Here is a 17,063-nt window from a genome sequence, read left to right as displayed (position 1 = left end):
AGACGCGTGTTGACCTACGCAATCACGCCGGAGGAAATAATGGAGTTTTTTGCCAGCTGTCCTGCAGGATTTGAAAGCCTTCTCGCTGATGAACTGCGGGCTTTGGGTACACCTCGTGTGCGCCCCCTGCATGGACAGGTTGGCTTTGAAGGCAAACTGGCAGATGCTTATCGTGTCTGCCTATGGTCGCGCCTTGCCTCCCGCGTGGTTGCGATTTTGGCGCGTGTAGGTGCTCGTAATGCTGATGAGCTTTACGAGGGTGTATCACAGATTGCTTGGGAAGAAGAGCTACCACGTACAGCAACCATTTCGGTTGATGCGCATGGCACTAATTCTGAGCTACGCAATACTCGTTTTACTGCTCTGCGTACTAAAGATGCTATTGCCGACCGTATGGCAGAGATGCGTGGCGTGCGATTGGCCACAGATCCCAGTCAAGCAGATTTGACGGTGATGGTTCGTCTTTCGCGTGAGCGAGCAGTAATAGGTATTGAGCTGGCGGGAGAGCCACTTTTCCACCGCGATGGGCGGCGCGAATCCAGTCTGCGTGAATCTTTGCGTCCCGACTATGCGGCAGCACTTTTGGCAGCAGGCGGTTGGTATCGCCTGTGTAGGCACCAAACACCAACTTTGTTGGTACTAGGAGCGAGGGCAGCGACTCTGCTTGCGGAAGCACAAGTAGAGCGCGATGACAGAGCACCCAATTTGTTACGGCATCGTTGGAGCTTTGAGTCGTGGCTTAGACATGATGAAGCAGCGTGGTTTGCTTTGCTTGATGAGGCTGATGAACGCGCGGAGGCGGCTGCCGAAGCCAGTACGACAGCAAACTTTATTGACGTTGGTATAGACGGGCTTGATGCTGCGCAGCTTGGAGCTGCTGATGTTTTGCTTTGCTGTGATCTAAGTGGAGCTGCAGACTTTGCTGAAACATCGCGCGAGCTGGCACAGGCACGTTCTGCTGCAGCAGCTTTGCCATCGGGTTCAACTCTTGCCGTGCTTGGGCGTGACAAAAGCCTTGGTGTGACTTTGGGTTTAGAGCCCACGCTGGAGGAACGCATCTATCTTGGCGCAGATGAAGGAGTGCTTGCAGCCTACGAGCTAGGAGAAGACACGCGTCAAGGTATGCCGCTTGCGCTCAAGAATGGTTCGACTGTGATGGTGGAACTACCCTCAAGTGAGCAATTTGCCCGCCGCTTGGAAAAAGCTTGGCGACTGCGTCGCCGTTGGGCACGTCGCGAGGATGTAGGCGCCTACCGTGTATATGATGCTGACCTACCGGATTATGCTGTCGCTATTGAGCGTTTTGAACCTTCTGTGCTCATTGATGAAGCCAAATATGGTGGAACGGGAGGGGGCCCTTGGGCGGTATTGTCTGAGTACGCTGCACCCAAGGAAATTGACCCTGCTTTAGCGCGCACTCGACTTTCGGATGCTCTTGCTATTGCAGCGCCTGTTTTAGGTGTGGCTGCAGGAGATATCTTTGTGCGTCAGCGCTTGCGTGCTCGCGGTGGCTCGCAATATGCAAATCGCCAAGTAGTACGTGATAGTGCAGCAAAGAAAGGTAAGCTTGCTCTACCTGCTGGAGCACATCTCGTAGATGAGGGCGGACTGACTTTTGAGCTCAATTTTTCAGGTGGGCTGGACGTGGGGCTTTTCCTAGATACCCGTGATATTCGCGCACGTATTCGCGAGATGGCCAAAGCAACTGCTGGCTCCAAGCGTTTCTTGAATCTTTTTGCCTATACGGGTAGTGCGAGCTGTTATGCTGCGGATGGTGGTGCCAAATATACGACGACGGTTGACCTTTCCCGTCCCTATCTGGAGTGGGCTGAGCGCAATATGGGGCGCAATGGTTTTGGTGGGCCTGAGCATGAATATATACAAGCGGATGTCTTGAGCTGGGTAAATGAGCAACGCCATACACGCAATCGCTGGGATTTGATTTATCTTGATCCTCCTACTTTCTCCAATTCCTCGCGTATGAAGAGTTCTTCGTTTGATATTCAGCGAGACCATGTGGAACTCTTGATTGGTGTTTCGCGTTTGCTGACACGGGCGGGTAGCTGTGTGTTTTGCTGCAATTTGCGAGACTTTGTACCAGAGTTTGAAAAACTTGCCAAAGCAGGAGTGGAGCTTAGTGATATTACTGACCAAACAATCCCCGATGATTTTTTGCGCAATAAGCGTATTCATCATTGCTATATCGTGCGGCGCTGTCGGCCGACTGCGGTCTAGAAAGTTTGCTAATACCCAGCTCTGCTTGAGAAAAGATAGAGGATGTAAGTCTTTTGTCCGTTTCGGGTGACAGACTTGTTCTTTAGCCTTGGTAAATACCACCTTCTGCCGTCTTGCTCGGCTTTCATGCACTCTGTCGGGGTAAACTAAATTAAGTATGCGAGAAGGCCGCAGACAAGTGTCGCGGCTCGACAGAAAGGCTGACTATGGACAAAGAGATTCAGGACAAGGTACAGCTTTGGGCTGAGAACGTCACAGAAGCTGATCTCAAATCTGAGCTCGAAGACCTGATGGCCCCTGGAAATGAGGAAAAACTCAACGATGCGTTTTATCGCGACCTTGAGTTTGGCACGGCAGGTCTGCGCGGCACGATTGGTGTTGGTACCAATCGCATGAATGTGCATGTTGTAGCTCAAGCTACTCAGGGCGTTGCAGATTATCTGAATGCTCACTACGAAAATCCCTCGCTGGCACTTGCCCGTGACTCTCGTCTTAAGGGTGAGGATTTCCAGAAGGTCGCAGCAGGGGTTTTGGCTGCAAATGGCATCCATGTGTATGTCTATCCTCGTATCGAGCCTGTGCCAACGCTGTCATTTGCCGTGCGCTACCTGCATACTTCTGCTGGTATCGTGCTGACTGCTTCTCACAATCCCGCCCAGTACAACGGTTATAAAGTCTATGACGACAACGGCTGCCAGATTGCCAATGAAGCTGCAGATGAGATTTCCGCTTCTATCGCGCGTACGCCCATGTTTGATGCAGTCAAGATGATGGACTTTGACGAAGCCTTGGCTCAGGGTTTGGTTGAGTGGACGCCTGAGGAGGTTCTCGACAACTTTATCGAGTCTGTCAAGAAGGTCTCTGTTCCTGGCTTTAAGGCTCCCGAGGGCTTCAAGGTTGTCTATACACCGCTCAATGGCACTGGTATGGAGTGCGTCACGCGCATCCTCAAGGAGATTGGCGTTGAGGACGTGACCGTTGTTCCCGAGCAAGCAGAGCCTGACGGACATTTCCCAACTTGCCAGTACCCCAACCCTGAATTCCGCGAGGCACTGCAGCTGGGTTTGGATTTGTGCGACAAGGTCAAGCCGAACTTCATGGTGGCTACCGACCCTGATGCCGACCGTATGGGTTGCGCTATTCCTCACGATGGTGGCTATGTGCTGCTTTCCGGCAATGAGATGGGCGTATTGCTGATGGACTGGCTGGCAACCATGGCCAAGGAAAATGGCGAGGATGTGACCCGCAAGGTTGCTGTTTCTACCATTGTTTCTTCTGTCATGCCTGATGCTTTGGCTCGTGATTATGGCTTTGAGATGCGTCGCGTGCTGACTGGCTTTAAGTATATTGGTGGCCAGATTGACCTGCTTAAAGATGCGGGTGAAGAAGACCGCTACCTCATGGGCTTTGAGGAGAGCTATGGTTACCTCGTAGGTACTCACGCTCGTGACAAAGATGCAATCGTTGCCACGATGCTCGCAGTAGAGATGAGTGCATATTATGCAGCTAAGGGTATGGATCTCTACGAGGCTATGGATGCCTTGTATCAGAAGTACGGTTACTATCTCAATGGTACGGTCAATGCTTCCTTCCCAGGTGCTGCAGGTGCTGCGCGCATGGCAGAGATTATGGCTGGTTTGCGCGAGAAGCCTCTGACCGAGATTGCTGGTTACAAGGTTATCGGTACTACCGACTTTGCCACTGGTGCTCAGATGGCTATCGTGGGTGGTCTTCAGAAGGAGCCCAAGCAGACCCTGCCCAAGGCAAACGTTATCGAGTATCGCTTGGAAGACGACAACAAGGTTATCTTCCGTCCTTCTGGTACCGAGCCCAAGGTCAAGGCATACCTCTTTGCTAAGGGCGCAACGCGCGCTGAAGCCGAAGAGGTTGAGGCAAAACTTCGTGCTGCTAGCGAGAAGATCCTCTCGTAGCATGGCGCTCTGCTTGTTATAAGCTTACGCAAAAGCCCACATCCTTGCAGGTGTGGGCTTTTTTCATGTGTTTGTTTGGTCTGTCTTGCCTATTGTGGAACGGTCCTAAGAGAAGAAAAGGTCCACCGTTCATCATCCCAATCGAAAAGGAATCCTAATTCCTCATTGGCAAAAAATCGACCTGCCCAGATGGCTTACTGGTTGGAACTGTCGGCGGTATCGGAAGATGTATCTCCAGTGTCGCTTGTACCAGAGTCGCTGTTGTTGCTATCGGATCCGTCGCTCGTATCGTTTTGTGCGGCAACGCCTACCGAGTAAAGTGCGCTTGCACTTGAGCTGATGGTACCTGCATCCCAACTGTGGGAAGATACCGCCGATGAGGTGGGATCATAAACGACAATCGAGCCATCGTTGCCATAGCCAATTACAAGTATCCAATGTGCTGATGCCGTAAGGCTATCGTCTTTTACTTGTACCAAAGCAGGGCTTCCATTGCCCAAAATAGAGTGCAGATTGTCTTTGCTAACTTCCATTGAAGTAACGCTTAGGCCCACAGTTGAGATGCCCTTGTCAAAGAAGGACGTTGCCATGCCCGTGTCGCCAGAATCTGCACCTGCATCAGCAATTGCTTTGGCAATCGTGGCGGGAGTTTGGTCGGTTTTACCAGTGAGACCCATATAAGCCATGGCAAGTGAAGTGGGGCCAGAACCTGTGACGCCAAGAGCGCCGTCGCCAAAATCCACATTACCCCAACGAGAATCCCAATCAAAGAGTAAAGGATAGGTACCTTTTTCAACAGTGTCTTCATATGCACCGCTGGTGTGGTCGGCATCGGGGTAGGTGAGGACAAACTTAATAGCATTTGGCTCGTTAACAGCCAAATCAATCATGCGGCTATCCTTATATTTGTCAGCATTTTTAGCAATCTTGTACAAACTGTCAGCGTTATCCAAAGCAGGGGTGAGCTTGCTGGTGATGTCAGGGGACGCACTAGCTGAGACCCTAGTGTCCTGAGAGTTGACTGAACTGGTTGAATTATTTTTCTTGTTTGCTCCAGAAGCACATCCGCGGACACAGCTTGAGATAGCAAATATCAAAATAAGCAGAGCAATAATGCCGCCAGCAAGAATGAGGAGACTACGCTGATCAAGATTGGAAAGCAGACCGCCTTTGCGTCCACTAAAGTTGATGCCGCGCTGGCGCAATGAATAGCCAGTGTCATGACCGTTGATGGTACGATAATTGCGATTGGAGCGATAGGGACGTTGACCGCCGCGTCTATCATGAGAAGGACCCTGCCCAGAACGGTATCCACGACGAGCACCTTGTCCTGCTCCACTATTGCTAGAAGTAGAACGTAGGCGAGCAGGACGATCGGAATAGCCGCCAGAACGCGGACGCGAACCGCCACGGTTTGAATCTGCATAATTGGACATGGGAATCCTCTCAGCTATAACTTTGCTGCTCTATGAGGCTGAGCAGCTTAGTGCCTTGTATTCCATATCTATAGTATGCCAAGCCCGCAAATCTAGCTGAGAAAAAATATGCGAATGGTAACGCATGTTTTTCATGAAAACTAACATATTGAGCTATCAGTAATCCTTTTGAGAATTCTTTCGAAGATTTATAAGTGCTTAATGTATAGCTAAACTATGTGCAGGAGACGTGTAAAACTCCGTTTGTCCCCTTGGTTCTTACCGCTTGCCGCTCGTTCAAACATAAAGTTCAATTATTCGATTATTAAGTAGGTATGATGCATAGTGGCTATATCTCATGCAGCTCAAATGAGAAGGTATTATGACCTTTGAATTTTGAGGTTTATGCATACATATCGGATTTGTGGGGTTGATTATGGTGAAAAGACGCAACAGTAGGCAAGATGCTATTCGTGATATTGTCCGCGGCAAGTCCATCCGTACTCAGCGTGAGTTAGTTGATGAACTGCAGGATATCGGATATAAATGCACTCAGGCTACTGTTTCGCGCGATATTGCCGATATGGGTTTGCGTAAGCTCTCTGAAGGTATCTATGTGCTCGCCGAAGACCTGCATCTTCAGCGCATGGTTTCTGAATTTGTGTTAAATGTTGATCGTGCTCACAATCTTGTGATTATTAAAAGTCAGCCGGGTACTGCTCCAGGTGTCGCTGCTGCTGTTGATGCGGCAGCTTTGCACGATGTTTGCGGATCCGTTGCTGGTAACGATACGGTACTTGTAGTTTCGGCTGATGACGAGGCAGCAATCGAGTTGCTCAATCTCATAGAAAAGCTGCGCAGTACGCACAAGTAGCTTTACATGTAAGCATGGCAACAAAAAAGCACGCTTGATAAAAGCACGCTTGATGTTGAGTCGAGCATGCTTTTTATCAGTATAAGGGTCACACAAGTAACTGTTACTCACCCGCAGGCGCATCTTGTTGCTGCTCATCACCACTATTGTCGGTGTTGTCAGGAGTTGTAGCTCCGCCGCCATTATTAGGATCGGTCTGATTTTCGTTGTTCTGAGTATTGTTCTCAGTATTCTCGGTATTTTCAGTGTTCTGCTCAGTTGTGGTCTCTTCGGTCTTTTCCTCGACTTCGTATTCCATGGTATAGGTGCGAGCAAAGTCCCAAGCGCTATTGTCCTTGTAGGTGGGCTTTTTGTCTGTGGTGGGGAACTCCTCACGTGCTGTATCTTTGAGAATGGCATTGGTAAAGCCTACAAAGATGGGGCAGGCGGTGTTATAAGGATGCAGGTAGCTGCCATGTACCAAGACAGGAGTGTTATCTTCGTTGCCCACCCATACCGCAACTGAAACCTGAGGTGTATATCCGCAGAACCATAGGTCACGGAAGTCCTCGGTTGTGCCAGTCTTACCAGCGATGGGCTGGTTGTAGTTGGTGGTGTAGGAGACAACATTTGCCGTACCGCTGCTACTCGTGACAACAGTTTGCAGAGCTTCAGTTGCAGCCTGAGCAATCTCTGCAGGTACAGTGCGCTTACCATCATCTTTATGCTCGTAGACGATATTACCGTTGCGGTCTTCGATACGTGTAATAGCAACGGCATCATGGTGGATACCGCCAGTGGCAAGTGTGGCATAGCCTTCTGCCATTTGAATGGGAGGTACACCCTCGGTACCCAAGGTAATAGCAGGATAAGCAGGTAGGTCAACATCAATGCCCATATCATGAGCAGTAGTTACAATCTTGTCGGCGCCAATACCCATGGCAACCCGTGCAAAGCCTGTGTTAGAAGACACCGCAAGTGCCTGTTGCAGAGTCAGAATACCAAGATTCTCGTTGGCGTAGTTTTGTACCTTCCAAGTGCTGGTAATCTGCTGCGGAGAGCTACAATCCAAGTAAATATTAGGGTTCACACCCGCTTCAAGCGCTGCTACCAGCGTAAACGCCTTAAAGCTCGAACCAGGCTGACGCCTTGCTTGGGTAGCCATGTTGTACTGGCTCTTCTTGTAACTTCTGCCACCGACCATGGCTTTGACATAACCAGTGCCAGGGTCAATAGCGCACAGTGCTGCTTGTAGTTGGTCGTCATCAATGGTCTTGAGTTGGTCGGATACGGCTTCCTCGGCAGCTTTTTGCCAATTAAGGTCGAGTGTGGTGTAGACCTTCAGGCCGCCCTTGAGAATCAGATCCTGATCAAAGTCCTTAAGTAGTAGTTCGCGGACATAGTCGGTAAAGTAGGGACTAGAGCTATCAGATTCTTTGAAGCTGCCTAGGTTGAGCTTGATATCTGCGCTCTTAACCTTGTCATAGTCTTCCTTGCTGATATCACCAATTGCAAGCATACGGTCAAGTACATGGTTGCGGCGCTTCTTGCAGGCCTCCATGTTGACTGTGGGATCAAAATAGCCAGGAGAGTTGGGGATACCAGCCAAAGTTGTGGCTTCATTGAGATCGAGGTCTTTGGCGCTCTTATTAAAGTAAGTTTTGCTTGCAGCTTCAATGCCATAAGCACCATGACCATAGTAGATGGTGTTGAGATACATCATCAGAATCTGGTCTTTGGTGTAGGTCTTTTCCATCTGAATGGCAATATAGGCCTCGCGAACTTTGCGCTTGAGGCTCTGCTCGAATTGTTCATCAGACAAGACAGTATTGCGGACAAGCTGCTGAGTGATGGTAGATGCACCCTCAGAGCGACCAGCAAGCTGCGAAACAATAGCTCGAGCAATACCCTGCGGGTCAACACCATTGTGCTTGTAGAAGCGCTCGTCTTCAACGTCGACGGTGGCCTTGAATACGGCATCTGCTACGTCAGCCTGCTTTACAGAGTGACGATTTTGCAGATAGTACTCAGCCATGACCGTGCCATCAGAGGCAAGCACCTGTGTAGGCTCTGCCACGAGATAGGCATCGGCTGACTGATAGTCAGGTAGGTTCTGGAGCCAGCTTGAAACCAGTGCTCCAAGAGAAATACCCACAGCGGCGGCGAATAAGGCTAAAAAGCCAAAAACGCCAACAATTCCAAAGCCGACGATATGTGTGCGCGAATGCAGACGGGCCCTGCGCGTACGAATGCCCATGCAGTCCTCCTCAGGCGAGCGACATTTGCGTCAACATTATAAGGGTTCGACCGCGCCTGTCCTGCTAGAGTAGGAGAGTCCATCCTTCAACTAATTTATTGGGGGGCGATGGTAGTTAATAAAATCTCAGGAGGTCTGTTGTGTTATCGGTAGAAGAGCAGCTCAAGGTAATTACTTCGGGAACTATGCAGATTGTTCCTTTGGATGAGCTCAAAAAGAAACTCGAACGTGGAGTTCCTCTGAATATAAAGCTAGGCGTTGATCCTACCTCGCCTGACCTGCACTTAGGTCATGCGGTGCCTTTGCGCAAGATGCGTCAGTTTCAAGATCTTGGTCACAAGGTAACACTCATTATTGGCAATGGCACGGCGCTCATTGGCGACCCCTCGGGTCGTGATTCTACCCGTCCTCCTTTAACAGAAGAGCAGGTCGAAGCCAACGCTGCCACCTATGTCGAGCAAGCTCTCAAGATTTTGGATCCCGAGCGTACGCAAATTGTTCACAATGGCGAATGGCTTAAACCTTTGGATTTGGGCTCAATGCTTGGTCTGATGAGCAAGTTCAATGTTGCACGCATCCTTGAGCGTGAAGACTTTCACAATCGTTACACAAATGGTATGCCAATTGCATTGCATGAGTTTATCTATCCCGTGTTGCAAGCCTATGACTCGGTGATTATCAAGGCTGACCTCGAGATGGGCGGTAACGACCAGATTTTTAATCTTCTCGCTGGTCGCGATTTGATGGAAAAATCTGGCATGGAACCACAGGTAGCTCTTACGATGCCGCTGCTTGTGGGCCTTGACGGTGTCAAGAAGATGTCTAAGAGCTACAAGAATTATGTTGGTCTGACTGACCCTGCTGACGAAATGTTTGGCAAGCTCATGAGTATTAATGACACAGTAGTGCCTATGTATTACCGTCTCTGCTCAACACTGCCTGTCGATGAAGTCGATGCAATTGATGCTGCTTATGCAGATGGTACGGCCGACCCTTACCAGCTTAAGCGCGCACTTGCTCGCAATATTTGTGATCTCTATCACGGTGAAGGTGCGGGTATTGTAGCACAAGCTGCTTTTGATGCTCGGTTCAAGAAGGGTGAGCTGCCTGAGAATATTGCTGAAGTCAGCGTGGATTTGACTCCCAACGACCAAGGCAAGATTTATCTTGCTCGTGTACTTGCCGAAGCGGGACTTTGCGCCTCGGCAGGTGACGGGCGTCGCCAGATTGACGGTGGCGGCGTCAAAATTGATCAGGTTGCTGTTGCTGCAAAGAATTACAACATTGACCCCGAACAGCTGCATGTTGGCTGTGTAGTGCAAGTTGGCAAGCGCAAGTTTGCTCGTCTTGCCTAAATGCAGGAGCGAAAGATGACTAATCAAGCTGGCGCTCGGCAGGTACCTGAGCTGCTGGCGCCCGCTGGTGGACCTGAGGCTTTTTATGCGGCGCTGGCTGCAGGAGCCGATGCAATTTACTGTGGTCTTGGTAGCGATTTTAATGCGCGTCGAGGTGCACATAACTTCTCTGATGAGGAGTTTCGTGAAGCCTGCCGCGTTACTCATATTGCGGGTGCACGGGTCTACGTAACACAAAATGTTGTTATCAAGGAAGACGAGCTAGAGCGGGCTGTACGCTGGGCCGCCCATGCTTGGGCACTTGGTGCAGACGCACTCATCGTGCAAGACTGGGGTCTGATGTCGGAACTCCGTCGCCGTCGTCCTGACATCGAAATTCATGTATCTACTCAGGCAAATGTGCATGACGGGCGTGCTGTGGCATGGGTGCGTGATGTTCTTGGGGTAGAGCGGGTGACGCTTTCACGCGAGTTGTCCTTGGCTGAGATTTCACGCATTGCACAGGAGGGCGTAGAGCTTGAAAACTTTGGGCATGGCGCGCTTTGCTTTTGCTATTCGGGTATTTGCAAGTTGAGTTCGTCGGTGGGTAACCGTTCGGCAAACCGCGGTCTTTGCGCGCAACCTTGCCGTCTGCTTTACGATCTGGTGGATAGTAAGGGTCGTGTGATAGCAGCGGACGGACGCACTCGACCGCTTTGTCCCAAAGATTACTGCACCATAAGTGATTTAGCTGAGCTTTCACAAGCAGGACTTGGCTCCCTCAAGGTAGAAGGTCGTATGAAAGCGGCTGACTATGTGTGGTCGGTAGTCTCTGCTTATCGCGGGGCTTTAGATGATGTTGCTGCAGGGCGCAAGTCTAGTCAGGACAATATCAATCGTCGTCGAGACTTGCTTTTGCGTTCCTTCAATCGTAACTTTACTGATGCCTATCTCAAAGGTCGCTCAGGCGATGAGATGATGAGCTATGACCGCTCGAATAACCGTGGCGAGCTGGCAGGAGAGGTGCTTTCAAGTCGCGACCTTGGGAGTTTTAGGCGGGTGCAGGGCGGTTCGGCAGGTGGTCGTGAGCGTACGCGCATGCACCACGAGGCTGAAGTCACACTGCGCGTTGACGTGCCAGTGGGCAAAGGTGATTTGCTTGAGTTGAGGCCGCTTGAAGATCCCTCGCAGTTTTTGACTACCTTGGCATCAAAAGATGTACGTCCTGGCGAGATCCTCACATGTCGTACGGTACGCACACTACCTGCGGGAAGTGTGGTGCGTGTTATTCGCTCGCAGGCAGCGCTGGATGCTTCGGCTTTGGCGGCACGTCCCAGTGCTGCTCCCAAACGCGCGATAACAATGAGGGTTATTGCACATATGGGTATGCCACTTGCTGTTGAAATGAGCTGCGTCGATGGCTCTGCTTCCGTGCGCGCAGAAGGCGATCTGGTTGAGGCGGCACGCACCAAGGCTGTGACAACTGAGGACCTTGCGGAGCATGCGGGTAGGTTGGGAAACTCTGCCTTTGAAGCGCGAGCCATAGATGTTGAGCTTGATGAAGGGGTGGGTCTAGGTTTTTCTTCCCTACATAAGCTGAGATCAAGGGCTTGTAGATTGCTTGAAAAAGAATTGCTTGCAAGCTATGAAGGGCGCTCCGAGAATGTAGGTGTAGGACTGCGCGGTCCTCGCGAAAAAGCTGCGTTACTTACTGATATGAAATCAGTGCAGACTGCAGAAATCTGCGCGTTGGTGGTAACGCCTGAGGTGGCACATGCGGCACTCACTGCTGGTGCTCATCGCGTGTATGTTCGTGATGATCAGCTGTCCGATCCAACGCTTTCAACTTGGCCTGCCGAGGTAATTCCTTGGCTTGATGAGGTTTGCCGACAAGCAGATCATAAACGTATTGATAACTATATCGTGCCAGGTAGCGAGCTTGCGGTAGGTAATGTATCCGAGTTGGCGGCAGCTGTTGATAGAGGTGCGTATCCTGAGATTAGGGCATGTATTCCTGTGCATAATGCAAGCTGTCTCTCTTGGCTTGAAGCCCAAGGTGCGCAGGGTTTTTGGCTGTCTTCGGAGCTAACGCTTGAGGAGATACGTCAGATTGCTTCCCAAGCAAAGACTCCCATAGGCGTGACTGTATCGGGACGCATCCGCGCGATGACTAGTGAGCATTGTATTTTGCAGACTGCAGGACATTGTATAGAGGATTGTGCTCACTGTGGATTACGCAAGCAACGTTTGTCTTTGCGTAGTCGAGATGGCTCTTTGTTGCCTGTGCGTACGGATTTGCAGGGTCGCTCAAGATTGTATGCAGCTCGTCCTTTGGATTTGACGCCAGAGATAGGAGAGTTGCTTTCTGCGGGAGTAAGCCGCTTGATGGTGGATTGTAGTTTGTTAAGTGAGCAAGAAGTGGGCAGCGAACTCAAGCGTATCCAAGCGGCGCTCTTGGCAGTACAGGCGGGCAAACGTCCTGCTCCGCGCCTTGCAGGAAGCGATACAGGACATCTATTTAGCCCGATTGATTAGGCGACAGATGGATGTTTCGTTTTCCGTGGGTGTCTTTTGGCGTCTGAGGCATCTCAGGGTGTACACATTTGGCATTCATGTAAAGAAAGATACAAGTGAATGCGCAAAGTTGTATCGGGTAACATAGCCTAATGTCTAGCTGATAAATAGGGATTATGGCGAGCGTGTGTCAATGTGCTCGCGAAGGAAGGGGTAGAGATGGCAGTAAATAGGGACCTTCTTGAGAGGACAATTGACGTTATCCGTCAGAGCCTACAGGCTGATGGTGGTGATGTAGCGCTTATCGATTGTACTGATGATGGTGTGGTAACGCTTGAGATGCAGGGTGCTTGCGCTGGTTGCCCTCTGTCTTCGTATGACATGAGTGAGGGCATTGAGCGCATTTTGATGGAGCATGTCCCAGGCGTAACCAAGGTTATGCCTGCAATGCCGTTCTAAGGTAGCGCAGGTATGTGGCTTAACGAGCTGTATCATCAGCTTAATCCCATAGCTTTTGCACTGGGACCAGTGGTAGTACGCTGGTATGGCTTGGCTTATCTTGCTGGCTTTGTACTGGGTGCTGTTTGGATTTGGAGGACGCAAAAACGCTGGGGGTTGGATTTAACCCTCGACGAGTTGACATCAGTCATGATTGGTCTTGCTTTTGGTGTCATTATTGGAGCTCGTCTTGCCTATGTGCTCTTTTATGGAGCTGGCTACTATCTGGAGCATCCGCTTGAGATCTTGGCACTCAACCAAGGAGGCATGAGCTTTCATGGTGGCCTTATAGGGGCAATCATAGGGGGCGGGATTGTAGTACGTAGACTGCATTTGTCGCTTGTAACCCTTTGTGACTTAGGAGTAAGTGCTGCACCGATTGGGCTTTTCTTTGGGCGTTGTGCCAACTTTATCAATGGCGAGCTCTGGGGCAAACCAACTGATCTGCCTTGGGGTGTCATGTTTTCTGATGCAGGCGGTGGTATGGTCTATCGCCATCCCTCGCAGCTCTATGAAGCTCTGCTTGAAGGCGTCGTGATTTTCTTGGTACTTTTTGTGCTGTCACGACGTAAGCCCACCCTTCCACAAGGGACTTTTTCGGGTGTATTTTTGCTGCTCTATGGGGTATTTCGTGCGTTGATTGAGTTTGTGCGTGTACCAGATGCCCAGCTGGGCTATCTCTTTGGCAATTTTTTGACAATGGGCCAAATTCTGTCGTTGCCATTGATTATTGCTGGTATAGCAGTACTCATCATTGCTGCTCACTTCAAAAGCCCCCAGCGAATTCACCTCATGCGCATTTCCTAGATGATATTTCCTAGATGGTTCATTCTTCGGCGCACACTCACACAGATGGTTCATCCTTCGGTCTACCGAAAAAAATGACCAGCTGTTTTGTGTACTCCAACTCCGACACTTGAACCATCTATTTGGAAATACTCCGAAGCTTGAACCATCTGTGGGTATAGCGTCCGAAGCTTGAACCATCTGTGCGCAAGAAAACGCAAAATCCCCGCCGTGGGCATGACGACGGGGATTTGCTCTTACGTGACGTGTAGAGTTTGCTTTAGCACTTAATAAAGCAGAGCTTAGAGTCTCATGAAAGGCTCTTCTTCAAAACCATTCTGGTCATCATCAAAGTCGTCGAGTTCGGCGTCTGCAATATGTTCGTTATCGTTGTGGACGTGGATGTGCTCAAACTCTCCATCGTCGTCATTCCAACCATAAGCAGACGCCGCTTCACCTTCTTCGAGTTCGGGCAGAGCTGAAGTAATAGAGCAGAGCCCCTCATCTGTAGGAACAATCTTTTCCCATTGGATGAGTACGGCGGATTCAGGCGCACGATCGAGCTCAACCAAAGAGTCCAGGTAAATGGAATGCGCACCATCAAGCAGGTCGGACTTGGCGTTTATGCGCTCGAACATCTTTTCAAAACGATCCAGCGCTTCTTCTGCATCTGCAGCTTCTACTACGGCAGGCATCAACACGTAGTTGTCAGAGACATCGTTTTCATCATTGTAGTTGAAGTTACCTATATAAAGCATGAGCGCCTCCTTTAGCTGAGGAATACAACAATACAAACTCTTCACTTGTGACTTTAACGCATGTAGACTCTCAATTGAACGAGCCTAGGTAGACGGTAAAAATTGGCAGCAAAAATTACCATGACTGCGTGGGTTTTGAGTAGGGGAGAAGCTTTTCTCTTTCCCTTAACAAGACAAACAGCTAAAATTCTACTGTTTCTACCACGATGCAAGAAGGAGACCTGCATGTCCGGACACTCTAAGTGGGCTACCACCAAGCACAAGAAGGCAGCGATCGACGCAAAGCGTTCATCGCTCTTCTCTAAGCTCTCGCGCAACATTACTGTTGCCGCCAAGTCTGGTGGCGACCCCAACCCGGACAACAATGCAACGCTTGCTGCTGCTGTTGCTCGTGCTCGCATGGTTTCCATGCCCAATGCAAAGATTAAGGCTGCTATTGACAAGGCCTTTGGTGCTGGTGCCGATGCCGCTGTCTACGAAGAGATTAGCTATGAGGGTTATGGCCCTGCGGGTGTCGCTGTCTATGTTGATTGCCTAACCGACAATAAAAACCGCACTGCTGCAGACGTGCGCTCTGCGTTTTCTCATGCTGGTGGCAATCTTGGTACCTCGGGCTCTGTTGCTTTCCAGTTTGAGCGTAAAGGCTCTATTGCTGTTGAGAAAATCATCAAGAGCGATGACAAGAAGGTTGCCGACCGCGAGAATGCTGTCGATGAGGACGAGTTTATGATGGCAGTCGCCGAAGCTGAGGGCGACGATTATGAGGATGCTGGCGATCAGTGGATTGTTTATACCGCCTATGACAAGATGCAGGATGTCCAAAAGGGCCTTGAAGCTCAGGGTATTGAGGTTAAGGGTTCCGAGCTCACGATGATTGCTACGACCCCCACTGAGGTTTCTGTTGCTGATGCCAAAAAGGTTCAGCGCCTTGTTGATCGCCTTGAGGAGCTTGAGGACGTTCAAAACGTTTATGACACCATGAACCGTACTGATGAGATTGAGGAGGCCCTCGCAGCTGACGAGTAGCCTCGACCTAGGTGCTTTGCGTATAGTTAGGTAAAGCAACTTTGGCCAAGACGAGCATTGCGAGGTGCGCTTGAGTAGGCAATATCGCAATTATGACGACGACCTCGAGGCCAATGGCTTCGAGGTCGCTTCGCATAATCACAAAAAGGGACATTTTCAGAGTGGCTCAGCCTTTTCGCGGGGCGCAGCCGACTTGCCGCCTGCCAATTCGGCGTCGCAGACTCGTCGTGCAAATGCAAATCCAGGCGTGCAATTGCCACAACATCCGGCGAGTCTGAGCAGTCTTGAGGCAAATCGTGCCGATTTTGATCGTCGCTATAGAAATGAAGGCTACGGCAATACTGATAGCTGGTCTGCTGCACCTATACACAGGTCTCGCAGGTCTGCGCAGGAATATTTTGATGAGAGTGCCTACGATAGACAGCCAGGGCGCCAGATTCATTTACCACACCGTGAGCACAAACGTCATGGATTCCTAAAGTTTTTAGTTGTCTTGATTGCTGTACTTGCAGCGGTGTATGCACTGGTGTTTTTGCCTATCGACAATAGACTTGCCTTCAAAGATCCCGAGGCAAAAGGCGTGGCGGAAGCTACCCAGATGCATATTCCCCTGCAGCCCTATTATGTGCTTTTGCTGGGCTCTGATGCGCGAGAGGGCGATGCAGTGTCGCGTGCCGATTCCATTATTTTGGCGCGCATTGACGTTGTGTCCAACAAGATTACGATGTTGTCCATTCCTCGCGATACCAAAGTAGAAATTCCTGGTCACGGTACTCAAAAAATCAATGCTGCCTATGCTTTTGGCGGAGCTGGAGGCATGGCATCTGCTGTGAGCACGCTCGTGAATGTGCCTATTTCAAAGGTTGCCGTTATTCACTTTGATGGGCTATCTTCGCTCGTAGATGCAGTGGGTGGCATTACGGTTAAGGTGCCAGTGGATGTAAATGACCCTGAGTACACAGGACTTGTCCTACCCGCAGGGACGCATCAGATGGACGGCAAGACTGCATTGCTTTTCTCACGTGTTCGTCATGGCTTTGCTTTGGGTGATTTTCAACGTCAAGCAGACCAGATGCTGGTATTGCAGGCCATCATGAGCAAAGCTCGCACGCTGCCGCCTTGGGAGATGGTAGGTGTTGCCAATTCAATGGCCGACATGATGGACAGTTCGATGCGCTGTTACAACATGATGCCGATTATGCTGCGTATGTTGGGTGGATCACCCACTATTTATCGTGCAGCACTACCATCCACGACTGATTATATTGATGGTGTGTCTTATGTCATTAATGATGAAGCGGCAACTTCGCGTCTGATGGAGGTCATCAATGCAGGTGGCAATCCTGAGGATAAGGATGTAAAGACTGGCATGGAATAAAAGCAAGCACACCACGTGTCCGGCGCTTGCGTTATCCTTCATGAGAGTAGATTAATCGCGGCCTGTGTGCTGCAGAGT

At 50.3% G+C, this 17,063-nt stretch carries 12 protein-coding genes; 9 read left to right on the top strand and 3 right to left on the bottom strand.

The window, feature by feature from the left end; genetic code table 11:
* The first annotated feature begins 39 nt into the window (after nt 1–39).
* Together HMPREF9069_RS04020 and HMPREF9069_RS04015 are read left to right on the top strand one after the other, a co-directional pair.
* The gene (locus HMPREF9069_RS04020; protein ID WP_035438420.1) at nt 40–2,235 is read left to right on the top strand and encodes a THUMP domain-containing protein; all 2,196 of its coding nucleotides are present in this window, start codon (nt 40–42) and stop codon (nt 2,233–2,235) included.
* Nucleotides 2,236–2,441: 206 nt separating this feature from the next.
* Nucleotides 2,442–4,166: a phospho-sugar mutase gene (locus HMPREF9069_RS04015; protein WP_021625878.1), complete on the top strand. Its 1,725-nt coding sequence runs from the start codon at nt 2,442–2,444 to the stop codon at nt 4,164–4,166.
* A gap of 194 nt (nt 4,167–4,360) precedes the next feature.
* Here HMPREF9069_RS04015 and HMPREF9069_RS04010 read toward each other — a convergent pair whose 3' ends face one another.
* Complete coding sequence (locus HMPREF9069_RS04010; RefSeq protein WP_051317780.1) at nt 4,361–5,602, bottom strand: C39 family peptidase; 1,242 nt, start codon at nt 5,600–5,602, stop codon at nt 4,361–4,363.
* 415 nt (nt 5,603–6,017) lie between these two features.
* On the opposite strand from HMPREF9069_RS04010, the gene HMPREF9069_RS04005 reads away from it, so the two are divergent.
* Nucleotides 6,018–6,455: an arginine repressor gene (locus HMPREF9069_RS04005; RefSeq protein WP_021625875.1), complete on the top strand. Its 438-nt coding sequence runs from the start codon at nt 6,018–6,020 to the stop codon at nt 6,453–6,455.
* Nucleotides 6,456–6,558: 103 nt separating this feature from the next.
* On the opposite strand, the gene HMPREF9069_RS04000 is transcribed toward HMPREF9069_RS04005, so the two are convergent.
* Nucleotides 6,559–8,691, bottom strand: coding sequence for a transglycosylase domain-containing protein (locus HMPREF9069_RS04000; protein WP_021625874.1), 2,133 nt, complete (start codon nt 8,689–8,691; stop codon nt 6,559–6,561).
* 140 nt (nt 8,692–8,831) lie between these two features.
* On the opposite strand from HMPREF9069_RS04000, the gene tyrS reads away from it, so the two are divergent.
* The 4 genes from tyrS to lgt all read left to right on the top strand — a co-directional run bounded on the left by tyrS (nt 8,832) and on the right by lgt (nt 13,844).
* The gene (gene tyrS / locus HMPREF9069_RS03995) at nt 8,832–10,046 is read left to right on the top strand and encodes a tyrosine--tRNA ligase (protein ID WP_035438419.1); all 1,215 of its coding nucleotides are present in this window, start codon (nt 8,832–8,834) and stop codon (nt 10,044–10,046) included.
* Between the two features lie 15 nt (nt 10,047–10,061).
* On the top strand, nt 10,062–12,560 hold the full coding sequence (locus HMPREF9069_RS03990; protein WP_035438418.1) for a U32 family peptidase: 2,499 nt from the start codon (nt 10,062–10,064) through the stop codon (nt 12,558–12,560).
* Nucleotides 12,561–12,758: 198 nt separating this feature from the next.
* Nucleotides 12,759–12,998, top strand: a complete 240-nt coding sequence (locus HMPREF9069_RS03985; protein WP_035438417.1) for a NifU family protein — start codon at nt 12,759–12,761, stop codon at nt 12,996–12,998.
* Nucleotides 12,999–13,010: 12 nt separating this feature from the next.
* Nucleotides 13,011–13,844: a prolipoprotein diacylglyceryl transferase gene (gene lgt / locus HMPREF9069_RS03980; protein WP_021625870.1), complete on the top strand. Its 834-nt coding sequence runs from the start codon at nt 13,011–13,013 to the stop codon at nt 13,842–13,844.
* A gap of 281 nt (nt 13,845–14,125) precedes the next feature.
* On the opposite strand, the gene HMPREF9069_RS03975 is transcribed toward lgt, so the two are convergent.
* Nucleotides 14,126–14,581, bottom strand: coding sequence for a hypothetical protein (locus tag HMPREF9069_RS03975; RefSeq protein WP_021625869.1), 456 nt, complete (start codon nt 14,579–14,581; stop codon nt 14,126–14,128).
* 225 nt (nt 14,582–14,806) lie between these two features.
* Here HMPREF9069_RS03975 and HMPREF9069_RS03970 point away from each other — a divergent pair, with 225 nt between their 5' ends.
* Both HMPREF9069_RS03970 and HMPREF9069_RS08830 read left to right on the top strand, forming a co-directional pair.
* Nucleotides 14,807–15,607: a YebC/PmpR family DNA-binding transcriptional regulator gene (locus HMPREF9069_RS03970; RefSeq protein ID WP_035438416.1), complete on the top strand. Its 801-nt coding sequence runs from the start codon at nt 14,807–14,809 to the stop codon at nt 15,605–15,607.
* A 70-nt stretch (nt 15,608–15,677) separates the two neighbouring features.
* A complete protein-coding gene (locus tag HMPREF9069_RS08830; protein ID WP_051317779.1) occupies nt 15,678–16,985 on the top strand; it encodes an LCP family protein in 1,308 nt (435 codons plus the stop codon).
* The last annotated feature ends 78 nt before the right edge of the window (nt 16,986–17,063 follow it).

It is taken from the genome of Atopobium sp. oral taxon 810 str. F0209 (assembly GCF_000466405.1).
Taxonomy (GTDB): Bacteria; Actinomycetota; Coriobacteriia; order Coriobacteriales; family Atopobiaceae; genus Olegusella.
This window is presented reverse-complemented; position numbering and strand designations above follow the sequence as displayed.

Bases quoted from the DNA above. Each gene is read 5' to 3' on its own strand.
- HMPREF9069_RS04020 (WP_035438420.1), top strand. From the start codon at position 40: ATGGAGTTTTTTGCCAGCTGTCCTGCAGGATTTGAAAGCCTTCTCGCT.
- HMPREF9069_RS04015 (WP_021625878.1), top strand. From the start codon at position 2,442: ATGGACAAAGAGATTCAGGACAAGGTACAGCTTTGGGCTGAGAACGTC.
- HMPREF9069_RS04010 (WP_051317780.1), bottom strand. From the start codon at position 5,602: ATGTCCAATTATGCAGATTCAAACCGTGGCGGTTCGCGTCCGCGTTCT.
- HMPREF9069_RS04005 (WP_021625875.1), top strand. From the start codon at position 6,018: ATGGTGAAAAGACGCAACAGTAGGCAAGATGCTATTCGTGATATTGTC.
- HMPREF9069_RS04000 (WP_021625874.1), bottom strand. From the start codon at position 8,691: ATGGGCATTCGTACGCGCAGGGCCCGTCTGCATTCGCGCACACATATC.
- HMPREF9069_RS03990 (WP_035438418.1), top strand. From the start codon at position 10,062: ATGACTAATCAAGCTGGCGCTCGGCAGGTACCTGAGCTGCTGGCGCCC.
- HMPREF9069_RS03985 (WP_035438417.1), top strand. From the start codon at position 12,759: ATGGCAGTAAATAGGGACCTTCTTGAGAGGACAATTGACGTTATCCGT.
- lgt (WP_021625870.1), top strand. From the start codon at position 13,011: ATGTGGCTTAACGAGCTGTATCATCAGCTTAATCCCATAGCTTTTGCA.
- HMPREF9069_RS03975 (WP_021625869.1), bottom strand. From the start codon at position 14,581: ATGCTTTATATAGGTAACTTCAACTACAATGATGAAAACGATGTCTCT.
- HMPREF9069_RS03970 (WP_035438416.1), top strand. From the start codon at position 14,807: ATGTCCGGACACTCTAAGTGGGCTACCACCAAGCACAAGAAGGCAGCG.